The sequence below is a fragment of the Rothia sp. P7208 genome, assembly GCF_048512915.1.
Taxonomy (GTDB): Bacteria; Actinomycetota; Actinomycetes; order Actinomycetales; family Micrococcaceae; genus Rothia.
Map to the genome: position 1 here is coordinate 106393 of NZ_JBLXXW010000003.1, position 17169 is coordinate 123561.

The following is a 17169-nucleotide window of genomic DNA, read 5'->3' on the forward strand; positions in this document are numbered from 1 at the left end:
CCGTAACGGAGGGATTGCCATTGTCGTGACCCACGATTATCGGGTCATTGAACAGACCAATAACAGAGTACACCTCACCGCATCATAAAACTTCTATACCTTAAAAGACGATGTCCTGCCCACAACATATATTGTGGGCAGGACATCGTCTGGTTTTCTCCCAGAACAATATTACGGAGCTAAAGTTTAGACCCCTTGAGCCGCATCTATAAGAGCACGCTGACGAGCACGCCTCTTAGCGATGATCAGACCACAAAGACCAAGAACAATCAGCAAACCAGCAGTCCACACATGAACGCGAAGACCCAGCACATAATGAGGAGTATCAATACGCCAGAATATCTCGATAATGATACGTCCTACACCGTAGTACAACACATAGAGCCAAAAAGTCTGACCTAAAACAAGCACCGACTTACGACCTAAATACAATAAGAGCATGACACCGCAAAGATTCCATAACGATTCGTACAGAAAAGTTGGGTGAAAGAGCGTACCGGCAGGGTATTGATGCGGAAAATTTGGAGAATGAGAAGAAATTTCTAAGCCCCACGGCAAAGTAGTCGGTTTGCCAAACAGCTCCTGATTGAACCAGTTACCCCAACGTCCGCAGGCCTGAGCTAAAAGAATACCGGGGGCAACAGCATCAGCAAAGAGCGCAAAAGAAATACCATAACGACGACAAGCAATCCAAGCACCTAAAGAACCTAAAGAAATAGCACCCATAATGCCGATTCCGCCCTCCCATATCTTAAAGACGTTGAGAGGATTAACACCTGCACCAAAATAACTTGCAGGGTCAGTAATGAGCACGTGGTAAGCTCGAGCACCCACGATGCCAAAGGGGAAAGACCATAACGCGATATCCCAGATACGTTCAGGATCTTGCCCCCATGACTTCCAACGGTAGGCTGTAAGTTTCAAGCACAAGAAAATACCCACCAAAATGCATAAAGCATAAAAATGAATGGTTAGACCACCTACATGAAAACTACTAACAGATGGGGACGGAATAGAAGCCTCTAACACCGTATTATTCATCGTTCTTACCTGCTAACTGACGCATCAAAACTGCGACTCCTTCAACGCCATCAGATTCTAGAGCTTTCACAAGAGCAGTCCCCACAATCACACCATCAGCATATTGCCCGATTTCTTCAACGTGTTCACGGCAAGAAACACCCAAACCAACACAAACTGCTGGAGCGTCCGCTTCACGTAAATGCTGCACCAGTTCAGAAGCAGCATTGTTCACGGACTGGCGCATACCCGTCACACCCATGACAGAGACCGCGTACACGAAGCCACTAGAAGCACGAGAAATCATCGCTAAACGCTCGTCAGAAGAAGAAATAGCAGCTAAGAAAATACGATCTAACTGATACTTTTCGGAGGCCTCAAACCATGCGGAGGCTTCGTCAGGGACGAGGTCTGGTGTGATGATTCCAGCTCCTCCGGCTGCTGAAAGATCACGAGCGAACTCGTCAACACCATAACTTAACACGGGGTTCCAGTAGGTCATTACAACGACAACAGCAGAGGTGGCCTCAGTAATTTCGTGTACGGCACGAAACACATCTTTTAGACGGAATCCGTTCTCTATGGCGTGTGCTGTTGCCTTTTGAATAACAGGGCCGTCCATCACTGGATCAGAATAAGGGACACCTAGTTCAATAATGTCTGCACCGTTACGTCCTAACGCAATAGCAGCCTGAATGGATTCGTCAACGGTGGGGTAGCCTACCGGTAAGTAACCGATGAGGGCAGCACGTCCTTGTTCACGGCATTCTTCAAGGCGTCGTTTCAACGCCGACCCAGCTGGAGCCGGCGGAAAAGAATTATGATGTACAGAATACCGAACGCCTTCTGATAGATAATCACGATACGTCATTAGTTGTTCTCGCTCTCTACGCGCTGCGCTTCGTGCATAGCTTCTTTATTTCCAGTCACTAAAGATGATGAAGGGATGGCTTTACCTAGGCCGAACCATTCTAGGGCTGTTCCCATGTCTTTATCGCCACGACCTGAAAGACATACCACCATCACTTTGTCGGAAGCAGTTTCAGGGTCGTTGGCAGCCCATTCGTGTGCAACGCGCAGAGCGCCAGCGAGCGCATGGGCAGATTCGATAGCAGGAATGATACCTTCGGTACAGCATAGTAGCTGTAATGCGTCCATGGCTTCGGTGTCGGTAACGGGCTGGTAGCTGACTCTACCAATATCGTTAAGGTAGGAGTGTTCAGGTCCGACGCCGGGATAATCAAGGCCTGCAGAAATAGAATGAGACTCGATGATTTGTCCATCTTCGTTCTGCATCAGGTATGTCATCGCGCCGTGAAGCATGCCAGGTTTTCCAAGGTTAATGGTTGCTGCGTGGCGGTCTGTATCGATACCGTCACCGCCTGCTTCAAAGCCATAGATTTTTACATCGGGGTCGTCAAGGAAAGCGTGGAACATTCCAATAGCGTTGGAGCCTCCGCCAACGCATGCTGCGATACCGTCGGGAAGTTTTCCGGTGGCTTCGAGGATTTGTTCTCGGGCTTCGGTGCCGATGGCGTCGTGGAAGAAACGCACCATGGCGGGGAAAGGGTGTGCTCCTGCTGCTGTTCCAAGGAGGTAATGGGTGTTGTCGACGTTTGCTACCCAGTCGCGTAGTGCTTCGTTAATGGCGTCTTTGAGGGTTCGTGAACCGTTTTGAACGGCGATAACTCGTGCCCCAAGAAGTTGCATGCGTGCCACGTTGAGGGATTGACGTTCGGTGTCTTCTTCACCCATGTAGATGACGCATTCCATGCCGAATAATGCGGCGGCTGTTGCTGTTGCTACACCGTGTTGTCCGGCTCCTGTTTCTGCGATGAGACGTGTTTTTCCCATGCGTCGTGCTAGGAGCGCTTGGCCAATAACGTTGTTAATCTTGTGTGAACCAGTGTGGTTGAGGTCTTCTCGTTTGAGGAAGAAACGTACCCCGTGAGCGTGCTCTGAGAAGTGTGGTACTTCGGTCAGTAGCGAGGGGCGGTTGGAGTATTCGTGGCTGAGGCGTTGGAATTCTGCCATAAATACTGGATCATTTTTTGCAGATTCGAAGGTTTCTTCTAGCTCGGTCATTGCCATCATTAAAGATTCGGGCATCCATTGACCACCGTATTGACCGAAGTAAGGGCCGGGGGCATTTTTGAGGGATGAAGAGTTCCCTTTCAAAAAGTTATCTGCAAGTTGGTTTGTCACCGTTATGCCTCGTTTTCTGTTATAGAGCTGTTGAGTGAGTTGGGTCTTAGGCGTTCTGCTGTTGAAGGTATTGTGTACGTCCGGTGTGTCCGGCTTGTTTGAATTCTCGGACAGTGTTTTCGGGTTCTCCGGAACGAACGAGTGCTTCTCCGACGAGGACGGCTTGTGCCCCGTGTAATGCGTAGTCTGTAACATCTTGGGCTGTGGAGACACCAGATTCTGCGATGATGACAGCGTCTTGAGGGAGTAGTTGGGCTAGTTCTGCAAAGTGTGAGTTGTTGACTTCTAAAGTTTTGAGGTTTCGTACATTAACACCGATGATGTGGGCTCCTAGTGTTTTGGCGCGCTCAATTTCTTCTGGTGTGTGTGTTTCGATGAGTGCTCTCATCCCTAGTTTATGGGTGAGTTCTAGAAATTCTTTGAGTGTTTGGTCATCCAGTGCTGCGACGATGAGGAGGATGAGGTCAGCGCCGTAGGCTCGTGCTTCCCAAATCTGGTATTCGTCGATGATGAAGTCTTTGCGTAGTATGGGGATGTTAACGTGTTCGCGTACTGTTTTGAGGTCGTTGAGTGTTCCTTTGAAGCGTCGTTGTTCAGTAAGAACGGAGATGATACTAGCTCCCCCACGTTCATAGGCTTGTGCGAGGGCGGCGGGGTCGTGGATTTCTCCGAGTTCTCCTTTAGAGGGAGAGGCTCTTTTGACTTCTGCGATGACGTTAAAGGTGTTGGTGGGGCGTAGATAGTTTAGCGCTTCTAGTGCAGGTTTTTGGTTTTGGGCTTGGCGTTGTATCTGTTCTAACGGGGTATGTTTTATGCGTTCTTTGAGGTCTTCACGTACACCTGTGATGATGTTTTCTAAGACTGTTGCCATGCCAGTGTTCCTTCATCAGAAAAAAGAATAGTTATTGGTTGGTGATAGTAATTCCTATGAAATAAGCGTCCCGCCAAGTGCGAGACGCTTATATAAGAGGTCATATACGGAACTTTTAGTGTCCGGTGTATTTAGTCTTTGCCCCACCTTGACCGTAGCCGGCAGCTTTGAGAGCCCAACCGACGAATGCGCCGAGGACGATTACTCCAAGACCAAGCCAGAAAAAGAATGGATGTCCAAAGTCAAAGCCTAGTGCAGAGATGAGTGCACCGAGAATCATCACAGAGAACATTCCCCATGAAGCAACGGTATTTCCGTGGTTGGGGTATGGAATCTCTGGTGAAAGCACGATCTGCTCTTTAGCCATTGTTTCTCCTTGTACGTGTGTGTTCCTCTTTGCGGAGGAAATAAACCTATTGATGATTCTAGTCGATAGTGTCAATAACAGCTTAGATTTATGCGCTATGTTGCGTGGTTTTACCCTCTACTCTTAGCTTTCTCTTAGCTTTTTTGCCGTGGGGTCATTCCCAGCGCTGAGAGAATCCCAAGTATCAATGTCGTCTATTTCGTCAGTGACGGGTTGGGTTGTTCTATCGTATTTTCTTTTCTTCGGCCAATGTGCCAGTGCTAGGAACAGGTATAGTCCAAGAAGGGTAATGAGGATTGCGCCAAGACAAGACACCCAGGGCCAGAAGGTGATGGTGTAATCTGCTGCGACCTGCGATAGTCCGGTAGCTTTTCCTACTGGTGTTGTCGAAGCAGAAGTAGGGTCCAGGAGTACTGAAATGATGGATGCGCACATTCCAATACCAGTCAGGGACAGTAAGATGGCGACGATACGCGCAATTCGTGTAGAGGCTAAACGAATGACGAGCATGCCGGCTAAAGCTACGAGGGAGAGGGAACTTACGGCGGGGGCTGCCTCTGAACCGGCAACCTGCACTGTTGAAGCAATCAGTGCGGTGTTGATGCGAATGTCAATCCAGCTAGGTAAGGTTGCGCCGAAGGTGATACCTGCACATATGAGCGTTAGAAATGTTGTTTTAGCGAGGTTTAAACGAGTGTATAAAGAAGTCAGCATAGGTGATCTCTCAGTTATCTAGCTGTTGAGCTCGTGTAGAGAGTCTTTTCATTCCAGCTGCTAACGCAACGGCGCGCAAAGGTGCTGCTGCTTTATGACAGGTTTCTTGTTCTTCAGATGATGGGTCAGAGTCTAGAACGAGTCCTGCTCCTGCTTGTATATAGGCGCGTGTGCCTTTGAGTAAAGCGGTGCGAATAGCAATGGCCATGTCCATGTTGCCAGCAAAGTCAAAATATCCGCACACTCCCCCATACACTCCACGGCTTTGAGGCTCGTATTGGTCAATCAGTTGCATAGCACGTGGTTTGGGAGCGCCTGAAAGTGTGCCTGCGGGGAACGTTGCGCGAAGAACATCATAGGCGTCGTAGTCTTCTCCTTTTTGTGCAGTGACGGTAGAGGAGATATGCATAATGTGGCTGAAACGTTCAATCTCCATGAACTGTTCTACAGCTACTGATCCGGGTACTGCTACACGGGAGAGGTCGTTGCGTGCTAAGTCAACGAGCATGAGGTGTTCTGAACGTTCTTTATGGTCTGCAAGGAGTTCTTCGCTGAGTTTGAGGTCTTCTTCGCGGTTTGCGCCACGTGGACGTGAACCAGCGATGGGGTGTGTCGATATAACACCGTCTTTGAGGGTTACTAGCGCTTCTGGTGATGAACCAACGATATGGAAAGGCTGTCCTTCCGTGTCTTCAAAGTTGAATAGGTACATGTATGCCGAGGGGTTAGATTGGCGTAGCATCCGGTAGACGTCTAGTGGTTCTGCGTGGTTCTCTACGGTGAATCGACGTGAAAGAACGAGTTGGAATACGTCGCCGTCGATAATGTTTTGGCGGGATTGTTCTACGACGTTGAGGAATTCTTCTGTTGTCATAGAGCATTGAGTTTGGGCGAGCGTATGTTCAACGTTATTGGTGCCATGTAGTTCAGATACGGTTGAACGTTCTAAAGGTTGTGAAAGTTTATCAAGCATACGGTGGACGCGTTCGACAGCGTCTTCGTAGGCTTGTTCAACGTTATCGTCGGTACCGTTGAAGTTAATGGCGTTGGCAATCAGGGTTACGGTACCGTCAGTGTTATCGTGTATTGCCATGTCTGAGACAAGGTTAAGGGCGAATTCAGGTAGTTGAATGTCGTCTTGTGGTCGGTGTGGGAGGTTTTCCCAGTGTCGTACGACGTCCCACCCAAGATAGCCGACCAGTCCGCTGGTGAGTGGGGGAAGATGGTCAAAACGTTCGGTATGTAATGTTTTGAGGGTTTTTTGGATGGCTTCGACAGGGTCTCCGTCAGTTGGCGATCCTGCTGGTGTTTCACCTTGCCAAAATACTTTTCCTTCAGAGGTGGTTAGGGTTGCGCGCGAATAAGCACCGATAAATGAGTAGCGTGACCATTGAGCATTTTCTGCTGCTGATTCAAGTAAGAATGTTCCAGGTTGTGCTTTTCCTTCACGTAGCACCAAAGCACGGTAAAGTCCGATAGGTGTTAGTGAATCTGCCAGAATCTTAGTGTAGACAGGGATAACACGACGAGTCTTCGCTAACGTTTGAAATTGTTCAAAGCTGGGGGAAATAATGCCCATATCTTGCATCTGCGGTGAAGTCCTCTGCGTTGGTTTTAGCTGGAAGATGGTGTATCGCTATTGTAAGTCTTTTGAAGGTCTTAGCAGAACCCTTCAACATAGCTTATTATTGTGCGGCCGGTGTTGACAGGACGGTTGCAGGAAGTTCTCCCCCTGTTAAAAAACACGTCCGTTGTCCTGTATGGCAGGCTGCTTCTATCTGGTCAACTTGTAGAAGGAGAGCATCTTTATCGCAGTCTACTGATACTGACTTAACATATTGGTAGTGTCCTGAGGTGTCACCTTTGCGCCAGTATTGTTGGCGAGAGCGAGACCAGAACGTGACCCGTCCTTCGTTTAGTGTCCGTCGTAAAGCTTCTTGGTTCATCCACCCCAACATCAGTACTTCGCCGGTGTCATATTGTTGGATAATTGCGGCAATGAGACCTTGATCGTTATAGCTTAGGTTCGCTATATATTCTTCAGGTACAGTTTTTTCAGATGAGTATGAGCTGTCCATTATTCAGTTTTCCTAACCTCATTTTTTAGCGAACATCATATCCGGCGTCTCGAATAGCATCTTTAACTTCAGCGATGCTCACCTCACCAAAATGGAAGATGGACGCCGCAAGAACAGCATTTGCACCAGCTTCAATTGCGGGTGGGAAATGCTCCGGTGCGCCAGCCCCGCCAGAAGCAATGAGCGGAAGTTTTGTCACGGATCGAACAGCTTGAATCATAGGAATGTCAAAGCCTGTTTTCGTTCCGTCAGCGTCAATAGAGTTCAATAAGATTTCTCCAACACCACGTTTTTCAGCTTCGGCAACCCATTCTAAGGCGTCAATTCCGGTACTTGTTTTACCACCGTGAGTGGTAATTTCGTATCCAGAAGGAGTGTTTTCAGATTGTTTAGCATCTACTGATAAGACAAGCACCTGAGAGCCGAAACGTTCAGCAATGTCGTTAATAAGTTGGGGATTATTAATGGCTGCAGTGTTAATAGATACTTTATCTGCACCGGTCCGCAGGAGCTTATCGACATCGTCTACGCTTCGGACTCCCCCGCCAACGGTCAGCGGAATAAAAACAGTTTCTGCTGTTTTTTGTACAACGTCAAATGTTGTTTCTCTATCAGCAGTTGAGGCCGTAACATCTAAGAATGTGAGCTCATCGGCACCTGCTTCATTATATTGGGCGCCTAATTCGACGGGGTCGCCAGCATCGCGTAGCCCCTCAAAGTTAACCCCTTTAACCACTCGTCCTTGATCGACGTCAAGACATGGAATCACTCGGATAGCAACGCCCATAGAATTATTTGTTCCTTTACCTTGTTCTGTTACCTACTATGAAGGGTTGAAGCTTTCAGCTTACGAAGAAGAGCGTCCTCAACATTGTGTAGGGTGGGTTAGAGACGTGCCGCCTGTACCGGAGAGACGAGAATAGCGCGCGCACCAATATCGTATAGCTGGTCCATGATGTTATTGGTTTCTTGACGCAAAACCATAGATCGCACAGCAACCCACCCTTCTCGTTCAAGAGGCGAGATAGTCGGGGCTTCTAAACCTGGTGTGAGAGCGGATGCTTGCGGTAATAATGCTTCAGGGATGTCATAGTCGACAAGAGCATATTGGCGTGCAATGAGAACTCCACGAAGACGGCTAATGAGCCGTTCAAGTCCGTGTGTATCTTCAACTTCTTGACGGCGAATCAGTAAAGCTTCGCTGTGCATCAGCGGTTCACCAAAAGGTTCAAGACCAGCGGCCCTCATAGTGTTTCCTGTTTCAACAACATCTGCGATAGCGTCAGCTACACCTAACCGAATTGAAGATTCGATGGCTCCATCCAAACGGATTATGTTAGCTTCAATACCTTGTTCGTGTAGATATTGACGAACAAGCTGAGCGTAAGACGTTGCGATACGCTTACCAGCAAGTTCTTGAATATTCTGGAATTGTCCTTGTGGCCCAGCAAAACGGAATGTTGATTTTGCAAAGTCGAGGGCAAGACTCTCAATCGCTGATGCTTGAGAATCTTGTAGTAGGTCACGTCCGGTAATACCGACGTCGAGGGTTCCTTTACCGACGTACACTGCAATATCGCGAGGTCGTAGGTAGAAAAATTCAATGTGATGTTCTTGGTCAACGATGACGAGTTCTCTGCTGTCACGACGTTGCAGGTAGCCGGCTTCTTTGAGCATACGGCTCGCCGCTTCAGATAAAGATCCTTTATTGGGTACAGCTACACGTAACATGGAACATCCTTATGAATGGTTTTAGAGGTATTTATAGACATCTTCGAGGGTGAGGCCTTTGGCAATCATCATCACTTGAAGGTGATATATCAGCTGAGATGCTTCTTCTGCAAATTCTGCATCGCTTTGGTACTCGGCAGCCATCCACACTTCAGCAGCTTCTTCAACAATTTTTTTGCCAATACCATGCACACCACGGTCTAACTCTTCAACGGTTTTAGAGCCTTCTGGGCGCATACGAGCTTTTTCGGTGAGTTCAGCAAAGAGAGATTCAAAGTTTTTCACCTTTCCCACTCTAAGACAGTTTGTCTCAGAAGAGGCGCACCCGCGACTATAGAACAGTATGATGACCATTACTATTTTATTCACATCAGAACTAGGCAGTTTTCTGATGTGGTTACTTTGTCATAAGAGTTGAGGGTGGTAGCTTCCAACGCTGTGGAAGCGACCACCCTCAACCTCTAAAAGTATAGAACGAGTAAGTTCTTGACTTTAGGTGCGGATTCTATCGACAGTTGGGTCAGGAAATTGTGTTTCCAACGCGATTTGAGCTGCTTCACGGTTGCGAGCGCGCCACCAAACGAAGAATCCCATGAGAGTGAACCCACCGTAAAAGACATACATGAGTGCTGTTGCGTAGTATCCGGCAGACCAAAGAAGTGGGACACCGACGATGTCTACGGCTACCCAGATGAGCCAGAATTCAACCCATCCTTTGGCCATACCATAGGTGGCAAGGAGGGAACCTGTGAAGATCCATGCATCAGACCACACGGGTTCGTATGAGCCTAGTGCCCTAAAGATAGGGGTAAGGGCTGCTGTCCCTGCAAGCATACCAATGATAAGCAGAGTACGTTCTTTTGCTGTCGCCCAGGTGGGGATGACAGCAGAAGAGCCGTTGTCTTTTGATGTTTTCCACCGGTACCATCCCCAGATAGAGACGATGATGAACATGACTTGTCGTCCGGCTTGTCCTAGCATGTTGATGGTGTTGATGGAGCCGAAGAATGTTCCAAGGAATACGGTAAAGAGTAAGAGATTACCCGCTATTCCAACTGGCCATGCCCAGACTTTACGGCGCATGCCGCCCAAGGCTGAGGCTAGACCAAAAATGTTACCGAGGACTTCGCGCACTAGAAGCGTTTGATCGCCAATGTGAAGTTGTGCGTCGAAGAGCCACCGCAGAAAATCCATGTTTTTCCCTTTCGCGGAGGCTCCGGGAAGAACAAAGCGGGGTTTATCTCGTATCGAATACGCCCTTGATGTGATGAGGGCGTATTTACATAGAGTTCTTGTAGAGGCACTTTGGATATAGGAGTGTCTCTACGCCGTTTTGCTCGTGCTACCTTCCATCCAGACTGTACTGTCGGTATTGGAATTTCACCAATCAGGCTTATCGCAAAGAGTAATCTTTGAGGTAAGTTAGCGGACTATCACCGCCGGTTCGGATTTTCACCGGGTCCCGGAGCACGATGTTGTTATTGCGCTTTTGATTATTGCACAGTTTCGCTAGGAAAAACATCCGCAACTCACACGATGTTAGATATTTGTTATCTGGCGTCATATTAATTTATGTATCGTCATTTTGATGTTGTCTGCATAAATCTTCGATGGCTATTTGCACGGCTTGATAGTTGATACGAGCACGTAGCGCGTCTTCTCTAAACCCGTGCTGTTGAAAAACGTCGAGCGCTGTTTTTGCGTGAACAACAGCCACGTGAGGAGCACCAGTACTATATTCTGCGATAGCTAGCCCTTCGTAGCAGGTTCCGACCTCCCAATACGACTGGTATCGTTCAAAGATTTCGAGAGCTTCTGTGTAGAGCAGTTTTGAAGCGTCGTAGTCTCCGCTCAGTTTTTCAAGGAAAGCAAGCTGCATCAACGCTATAGCTTGTGTATGTTCTACAGCTTCTCGTGGCACTTGATAATACAACCCAATTGCTCGATGAAAATGACGTCGCGCTTGGTCGAGTTCTTGTCGATGTGCCAGCATATTAGCTAAGGTGTGCGCGTTACGTCCTGCTTCTTCAAAATATTTGATATTTTCAAAGTCGTCGATAACTTGACGGTAGCATTGTTCAGCTTGTTCTGTTTGTTCGCAACCTAAATAGATGAGTGCAAGACTCTGACGTTGAGAGGCAACTTTTTCTTGCCGCCCTAGTAGGTCAAAGAGGCTAATAGCTCGTTGAGCAAAAGGTAAAGCGAATTCGTACATGTTGTTATTGCCGTAGGCTGCAGCTAGGGCTGAGCAACAGGTGGCTTCGCCTTCTTGATCTGTTAGTTGGACAAAGTCGTTGAGAGCGTTTTCAAAGCAGAGAATTGCTTTTGGATAATCTTGTATGCGGAAGAATCTTTGTCCGTTATGGTATTTTTCCCAGGCGTAACCTAAAGGGGTATGTGCTGCTCGTCGTGCGCCGCGTTTTCCCACTGGAGAACTCCTGCCTCTGTTGTCATCTCTGAGCTGGTTCCTAGCACCCTCAAGAAATAAGGATAACCATATTTTATGGTTAGGGTAACCTGTTTTCAAGACGTGAAAGAGTCCAATATCTTTTGAGGACAGCAATCGCTCAAGAGTTGTTCAAGTCATAACATGCCCTATCGACGCGTCCCAAGGGCTATACGGTACGAGCCTTCTCTCGTAGAGCACTAATAGCAGCGGACAGGTCTTCTGCCCCGAAGACAGAAGAACCAGCAACAAAAGTATCAGCGCCAGCTTCTGCCGCGCGCACAATCGTTTCTTCGGTAATACCACCATCAACTTGTAAACGCAGCTGAGCACCAGAACCGGCAATTGCTTCTGCCGCTCGACGAATCTTAGGAAGCGTAACCTCTAAGAACGCCTGCCCACCAAAACCAGGTTCAACCGTCATTATCAGCAACATATCTAACTCGCTCAACATATCCAGATATGGCTCAACTGCGGTAGCCGGACGTAACGCCATACCAGCTTGTGCCCCTTCTGCGCGCAAAGAACGAGCTAAGCGAATAGGCGCTTGAGCGGCTTCAGCATGAAAGGTAACAGATTCACAACCCATCTGCGCGTATTCTGGTGCCCACCGGTCAGCATCTTCAATCATGAGGTGTACATCAAACGGCAAGGGTGAAACTTCACGAAGACGTTTAACGACAGCAGGACCCCAGCTAAGGTTCGGAACAAAATGATTATCCATCACATCAACGTGAACAGCGTCTGCTGAGCTAATACGCTGTAAGTCACGTTCAAAGTTCGCAAAATCTGCACTCAAAATAGAGGGGTGAATATGACAGTCCATGGTTCTTTCTTCCGTTCCAAAAGCTCTGAGCGTTCTCTGAAAAACGCCTTCAACACTACTCTATCCCACACCAGCGAGAAGCATTTTTCCGAAGCTCCTGCAGCTCATCGAAGCAATGCACAAACTCGGTGTCTTCTCCCACCACAAAAGATTTTCCAGCACCTTCAGGAATAGCACCGAGCACGGGGCACCCTAAACGCACCAAAAAATCAAGGTTACTTCGATGTATCTCTGTTGGAGATGACGGCATAGCCCCAATCAAAACCCCCGCCACGTTAAGCGAACGAACACGAAGATACTCATAGGTCAAAAGTGTGTGGTTAAGAGTTCCCAGCCCAATACGTGCCACAATTACGGCACAAGAATCATGAACATCTTCAGCTATCAAGGACATTAAATCAGCTTGATGCCCCCACCCTCTCGAATTCACGGCAGTGCCAATATCAACACTTACTCCCCCAGAACCCTCAACAATCACCACATCATAGCTATCTCGCAGTTGATGAATTGTTTTTGCGTACTCATCGAGAGAAGGCAAAACGCAACCATTTTTTTCTGCTGCCGCCACAGGAGCCATCGCATCAGGTAGACGCACCCCCTCATAGGAATCAGCACCACTAAGATACGCTGCTAGTTGAGCGTCTGCCGGCATATTGGGCTGAACCCCCGTTTGAGCAGGCTTATAGACTGCTACAGTTTTACCATGAGCAATGAGCGCAGCCGCGCAAGCTGCTGTAGCGATAGTCTTACCAACATCTGTATCAGTACCCACAATATGCACGACAGAACACTCATACCAAGGTCGGTGTCGTTCATCATTCACATGTTCTAGTAACTCAAACATTATTCTTACTCTTCATGCACCTCTGCAACAGATTCAACGAGGGCACGACCAATATGCTGTACCTCTTCTTCCGTAGCAATATAAGGAGGCATCGTGTAAACCAAATTACGAAAAGGTCGCACCCACACGCCTCTCCGAAGAGCTGCCTGTGTAAGCTCAAAAATACGAACATCCTCGTAAAGTTCAATCACACCGATACCGCCAAGAACTCTCACATCACGCACAGATGTTAAAGATCGTGCTGGCGCTAAAGAACAGTTAAGGGCTTGTTCAAGGCGAGGAATGCTCTGCTCCCAACACGACAGCGGGTATCCTTCAAGAGCTCCCGTCAACAAATCTAAGGAAGTACAAGAAGCGGCACTTGCTAACGGGTTACCCATAAAGGTTGGCCCATGCAAAAGAGCACGATGTTCAGAATCACTAATTGTTGAAGCGACGTTAGTGCTCACGAGCACTGCTGCTTGAGTCAGATACCCTCCGGTGAGTGCTTTACCGACGGTCATAACATCGGGAACAATGTCGCTCCATTCGGTAGCGAAAAATTTTCCAGTGCGTCCAAAACCTGTTGCAATCTCATCAAAAATAAGAAGGAGCTCATAACGGTCGGCAAGCTCACGCAAAATATTCAACGCATGGGGGTGGTAAAAGTGCATGCCACCTGCCCCTTGAACAATAGGTTCAACCACAATAGCTGCTAAAGAATCATGTTCTTTGGCGATGATAGCTTCCGTCGTTTTCTGCCAATGATGCTGAGCTTGTTCGTTGACGGACCATTGTTGCTGCGCGTTATCGTAAGTTGCGCGAGGAGGTCGTGGCGCAAAGAGCTGTTCTGGGATAAACCCTCTGAACTCACTGTGCATACCTCCAATAGGGTCGCATACGCTCATTGCACCAATAGTGTCCCCGTGGTATCCGCCTTCTAGAGCAAGAAAACGGTTTTTGGTGGGGCGTCCTAACGCACGCTGATATTGCACAGCAAGTTTGAGCGCCACTTCTACCGAGACAGACCCAGAATCAGCTAAGAACACGTGGTTGAGTTCCCCTGGTGCAAGACGAACAAGACGTTCTGCAAGATTAATTGCAGGCTCGTGTGTTAGACCGCCAAACATCACGTGAGAAAATTTTTCTATTTGTGCTCTCAATGCCTGGTTTAATGCGGGGTGAGAATACCCGTGAACTTGACACCACCATGAGCTCATTGCGTCAAGAACGGTATAGGTAGCCCCGTCTTCGTCTTGTAGTTGCAGTTGAGTACCTTGGGCAGATAACACTCCGTAGAGAGGTTTAGTCTCTAACGGGGCGTAAGGGTGCCAAAGCATTCCACGATCGCGATGAGCCAGAATATTTCTCAGGTTATGGGGATTGTTCTCGGTATCAGAAGTATTATTGAACACTGTTCAATTCTGCCTTGATAGCACATCCAAAACAAGCACGACAACCGAAAAGATACCCAAGATACCCCTGAGAGAACCCTGCCAGCTCAAGTCAGAGAAACAAAAATCTATTTCTTCTGAAAGAGAGCAAAGAACATCGCATCCGTTCCATGCACATGAGGCCACAGCTGAGCGGTTGTTGCCGTAGCGCCGCTCCCCTCTACAGCACAACCAACAGCACGTTCACCCGAAAGCAAAGACTGCCCTTGAGCATCTGTTAACGCAACCTCAGCTAAAGCCTGAGCCGAGTCAAGAAGCTGCACATCGTGAGCACGCAGAATATCCTGAACAATATTACGAGTTTCTGCCATATGAGGAGAACACGTCACATACGCAATCAGCCCACCAGAGCGTGTCTGTTGCACGGCAGCGTCAAAAAGCTGTTTCTGCAATGTCAAAAGTTCCGCTATATCACGGGGACTTTTACGCCATCGTGCCTCTGGGCGACGACGTAAAGCACCAAGCCCTGAACAGGGCACATCAACCATGACACGATCAAAAAGCATATTTGAACGCAGCTGCTCTGGCACATGTGGCTGAGCCTTAAGAGTCTGAGCGATAGCGCGTCCATCTCCAGTAAGCACTCGATACCGTTGAGAATCAAGAGGCTTAAGAGATTTCTCAACAAGAGTTGCTCGATGTGGTGCTGATTCATTAGCAATCAGGACACCACCACGTTCTTGAACCAAAGCACCCAACAGAGCCGCTTTACCGCCCGGCCCTGCACAAAGGTCTAACCACGCCTCATCTTTTCCAGATAATGGAGCCTGCGCTAAAGCACGAGCAACAAGCTGAGATCCAACGTCTTGAGCACGCACTGTACCTTGTCGAACACTCTCTAAACGCCCTAAATCGCCTTGAGAGTAAAGAGCAGAGCCCTCAACAAGTTCACCTTTTTGAGCACCTTTTGCTAAGGCTTCGTCTAAAGAACCTAACTGCGGTAAAGCAACAAGATTCACAATGGGAGCGAGATTATCAGCTTCTAAAAGTTTGGTAATCTCGTGAACGTCACGCCCATGAGCGACTAACGCTTGACGGAAAGCTCGCACAATCCACGTCGGATGCGAATAACTCACCGATAATTGATGCAGTTCATCCTTCGCTTCTGAAACTAAAAGTTCTTCCCATTGTTCTGGAGTTTTTTCGGAGACTCGACGGAGTACCGCATTAATGAAGTGTGCAGGTCCGCTTCCAATTTCGGCACGGGCTAACGCCACGGTAGAGTTCAACGCCGCATGCGCCGGAACACGCATCGCTAATAGCTGGTGCACCCCCATACGCAAACACGTCAGAATCTGAGCGCCTGTTTTTTCTAAAGGGCGGTCTACACAATGAGTTAAAATTGCGTCATAACGACCCTGATAACGCAACGTTCCGTAGGTGAGCTCTGTGGCAAAGCCAGCGTCACGTTGGTCTAGGCGATGTTTACGAATAGTTTGAGGTAGCACAAGGTTAGCGTAAGAATCTGAAAGCGCCACGGAATTAATGACCTCAAACGCTGTTTTTCGTGCGGGGTCTGAGGTGCGACGGCGAGCCCTTGGCGCGCTAGCGGAGAAAGCACGTTCGTGCTGAGCACGTCGGTTACGTTCACGTCCCTGCGCGTTACGGCGGGTTTGACCGCCCCCGCCACGTTTTAGTTCAGTGTTTTCTCCTTGACGAGAAGAACGAGTTGAGTATTTTTTCTGGCGAGGTTTTTCTGCGCTCATGACAGCACTACTTTCTGTTCGTTGAGAGCTTTTCCAAGTCCATGTGCCCAATCGGCAGCGTTCATCATTTTCTTTCCTGCCGGCTGCACTTGAGTCAGTTCTACACAACCATCAGAACAGCTAACAACAACTTTTTTAGCAAGCACACGTACCGTCCCGTATTCGCCTGCTGCTTTTTCGAGACTAGGTCGAACCATAGCTATTTTAATACGGTTCTGTTCTAGCATGCACCAAGCTCCCGGCTCAGGGATAACACCTCGACATCGTGCGATAATCTCTGCGGTGGTATCCGACCACGTAATTTTTCCATCACTCACATCTAATTTTGCTGCGTGCGTGGGCTGACCTTGCTGAGGCTGCGGAGCAATATTTTGTTCAATCTTCTCAAAAGTTTGGGATAGGAGGGAGCCCCCGCTAAGAGCAAGACGGTGCAGAATATCTGCTGCGGTGTCATCTCCTTGAACACGGGCAGATTCTTGCATGAAAATTGGGCCCGTATCTAACCCCGCTTCAAGGAGGAAAGTACACGAGAAAATTTCATCTTCTCCCGCCATCAAGGCACGTTGAACAGGCGCAGCACCGCGCCACAAAGGAAGATTTGAGAAGTGAAGGTTAACCCACCCATGTTCGAGTGTATCTAGTGCAGATTGAGGAAGTATTGTTCCATAAGCTACTACTGCGGCAACCTGAGGTTTAAGTGCTTGCACTTGCTCTTGAACCTCTAGACTCCAACGATTTGCCTTGATGATGGGAAGCCCTAGCTCTTCGGCTCGACGGGCAACAGGTGAGGGCGTTAGCACACGTTTACGTCCTTGCGGAGCGTCTTCTCTGGTCAGCACTCCAACGATTTCGTGCGGTGATGTCAAAAGCCCTTCTAAGGCTGTTACCGCAGTCTCTGGTGTTCCAGCGAATAAAACTTTCATACTCA

18 protein-coding genes and 1 riboswitch are annotated in these 17169 nt (G+C 48.4%); all 18 genes read right to left on the reverse strand.

Annotated elements, in window-relative coordinates:
- Positions 1-186 precede the first annotated feature (186 nt).
- On the reverse strand, positions 187-1041 hold the full coding sequence (gene lgt / locus ACN084_RS04980) for a prolipoprotein diacylglyceryl transferase (protein ID WP_419101806.1): 855 nt from the start codon (positions 1039-1041) through the stop codon (positions 187-189).
- Positions 1034-1891, reverse strand: coding sequence for a tryptophan synthase subunit alpha (gene trpA / locus ACN084_RS04985; RefSeq protein WP_419106092.1), 858 nt, complete (start codon positions 1889-1891; stop codon positions 1034-1036). The genes lgt and trpA overlap by 8 nt, the downstream gene beginning before the upstream one ends.
- On the reverse strand, positions 1891-3225 hold the full coding sequence (gene trpB, locus ACN084_RS04990; protein WP_419106093.1) for a tryptophan synthase subunit beta: 1335 nt from the start codon (positions 3223-3225) through the stop codon (positions 1891-1893). Before trpB ends, trpA begins: the two co-directional genes overlap by 1 nt.
- Positions 3226-3271: 46 nt before the next feature.
- Positions 3272-4096, reverse strand: a complete 825-nt coding sequence (trpC, locus tag ACN084_RS04995; RefSeq protein WP_419101809.1) for an indole-3-glycerol phosphate synthase TrpC — start codon at positions 4094-4096, stop codon at positions 3272-3274.
- Positions 4097-4211: 115 nt separating this feature from the next.
- Complete coding sequence (locus ACN084_RS05000) at positions 4212-4463, reverse strand: HGxxPAAW family protein (RefSeq protein WP_419101810.1); 252 nt, start codon at positions 4461-4463, stop codon at positions 4212-4214.
- A 123-nt stretch (positions 4464-4586) separates the two neighbouring features.
- A complete protein-coding gene (locus tag ACN084_RS05005) occupies positions 4587-5177 on the reverse strand; it encodes a Trp biosynthesis-associated membrane protein (protein WP_419106094.1) in 591 nt (196 codons plus the stop codon).
- Between the two features lie 10 nt (positions 5178-5187).
- On the reverse strand, positions 5188-6765 hold the full coding sequence (locus ACN084_RS05010; protein ID WP_419106095.1) for an anthranilate synthase component I: 1578 nt from the start codon (positions 6763-6765) through the stop codon (positions 5188-5190).
- Positions 6766-6862: 97 nt separating this feature from the next.
- Positions 6863-7255, reverse strand: coding sequence for a phosphoribosyl-AMP cyclohydrolase (gene hisI / locus ACN084_RS05015; RefSeq protein WP_419106096.1), 393 nt, complete (start codon positions 7253-7255; stop codon positions 6863-6865).
- A 25-nt stretch (positions 7256-7280) separates the two neighbouring features.
- The gene (hisF, locus tag ACN084_RS05020) at positions 7281-8042 is read right to left on the reverse strand and encodes an imidazole glycerol phosphate synthase subunit HisF (RefSeq protein WP_419106097.1); all 762 of its coding nucleotides are present in this window, start codon (positions 8040-8042) and stop codon (positions 7281-7283) included.
- Positions 8043-8140: 98 nt separating this feature from the next.
- Positions 8141-8986, reverse strand: a complete 846-nt coding sequence (gene hisG, locus ACN084_RS05025) for an ATP phosphoribosyltransferase (RefSeq protein WP_419101814.1) — start codon at positions 8984-8986, stop codon at positions 8141-8143.
- 21 nt (positions 8987-9007) lie between these two features.
- The gene (locus ACN084_RS05030; RefSeq protein WP_419101815.1) at positions 9008-9271 is read right to left on the reverse strand and encodes a phosphoribosyl-ATP diphosphatase; all 264 of its coding nucleotides are present in this window, start codon (positions 9269-9271) and stop codon (positions 9008-9010) included.
- A gap of 207 nt (positions 9272-9478) precedes the next feature.
- Positions 9479-10180 carry a nicotinamide riboside transporter PnuC gene (gene pnuC / locus ACN084_RS05035; RefSeq protein WP_419101816.1) on the reverse strand — a complete coding sequence of 234 codons (702 nt, stop codon included), beginning with the start codon at positions 10178-10180 and terminating at the stop codon, positions 9479-9481.
- A 142-nt stretch (positions 10181-10322) separates the two neighbouring features.
- A riboswitch (FMN riboswitch) is annotated at positions 10323-10460 on the reverse strand.
- Between the two features lie 96 nt (positions 10461-10556).
- Positions 10557-11414: a tetratricopeptide repeat protein gene (locus ACN084_RS05040; RefSeq protein WP_419101817.1), complete on the reverse strand. Its 858-nt coding sequence runs from the start codon at positions 11412-11414 to the stop codon at positions 10557-10559.
- A gap of 187 nt (positions 11415-11601) precedes the next feature.
- Entirely contained in the window at positions 11602-12258 is a 657-nt protein-coding gene (gene rpe, locus ACN084_RS05045) for a ribulose-phosphate 3-epimerase (RefSeq protein ID WP_419106098.1), read from the reverse strand.
- 55 nt (positions 12259-12313) lie between these two features.
- Complete coding sequence (gene bioD, locus ACN084_RS05050) at positions 12314-13102, reverse strand: dethiobiotin synthase (protein ID WP_419106099.1); 789 nt, start codon at positions 13100-13102, stop codon at positions 12314-12316.
- Positions 13103-13107: 5 nt separating this feature from the next.
- The gene (gene bioA / locus ACN084_RS05055; RefSeq protein WP_419106100.1) at positions 13108-14496 is read right to left on the reverse strand and encodes an adenosylmethionine--8-amino-7-oxononanoate transaminase; all 1389 of its coding nucleotides are present in this window, start codon (positions 14494-14496) and stop codon (positions 13108-13110) included.
- Between the two features lie 107 nt (positions 14497-14603).
- Positions 14604-16241: an RsmB/NOP family class I SAM-dependent RNA methyltransferase gene (locus ACN084_RS05060; protein WP_419106101.1), complete on the reverse strand. Its 1638-nt coding sequence runs from the start codon at positions 16239-16241 to the stop codon at positions 14604-14606.
- Entirely contained in the window at positions 16238-17164 is a 927-nt protein-coding gene (gene fmt, locus ACN084_RS05065) for a methionyl-tRNA formyltransferase (protein ID WP_419106102.1), read from the reverse strand. Before fmt ends, ACN084_RS05060 begins: the two co-directional genes overlap by 4 nt.
- Positions 17165-17169: the final 5 nt, after the last annotated feature.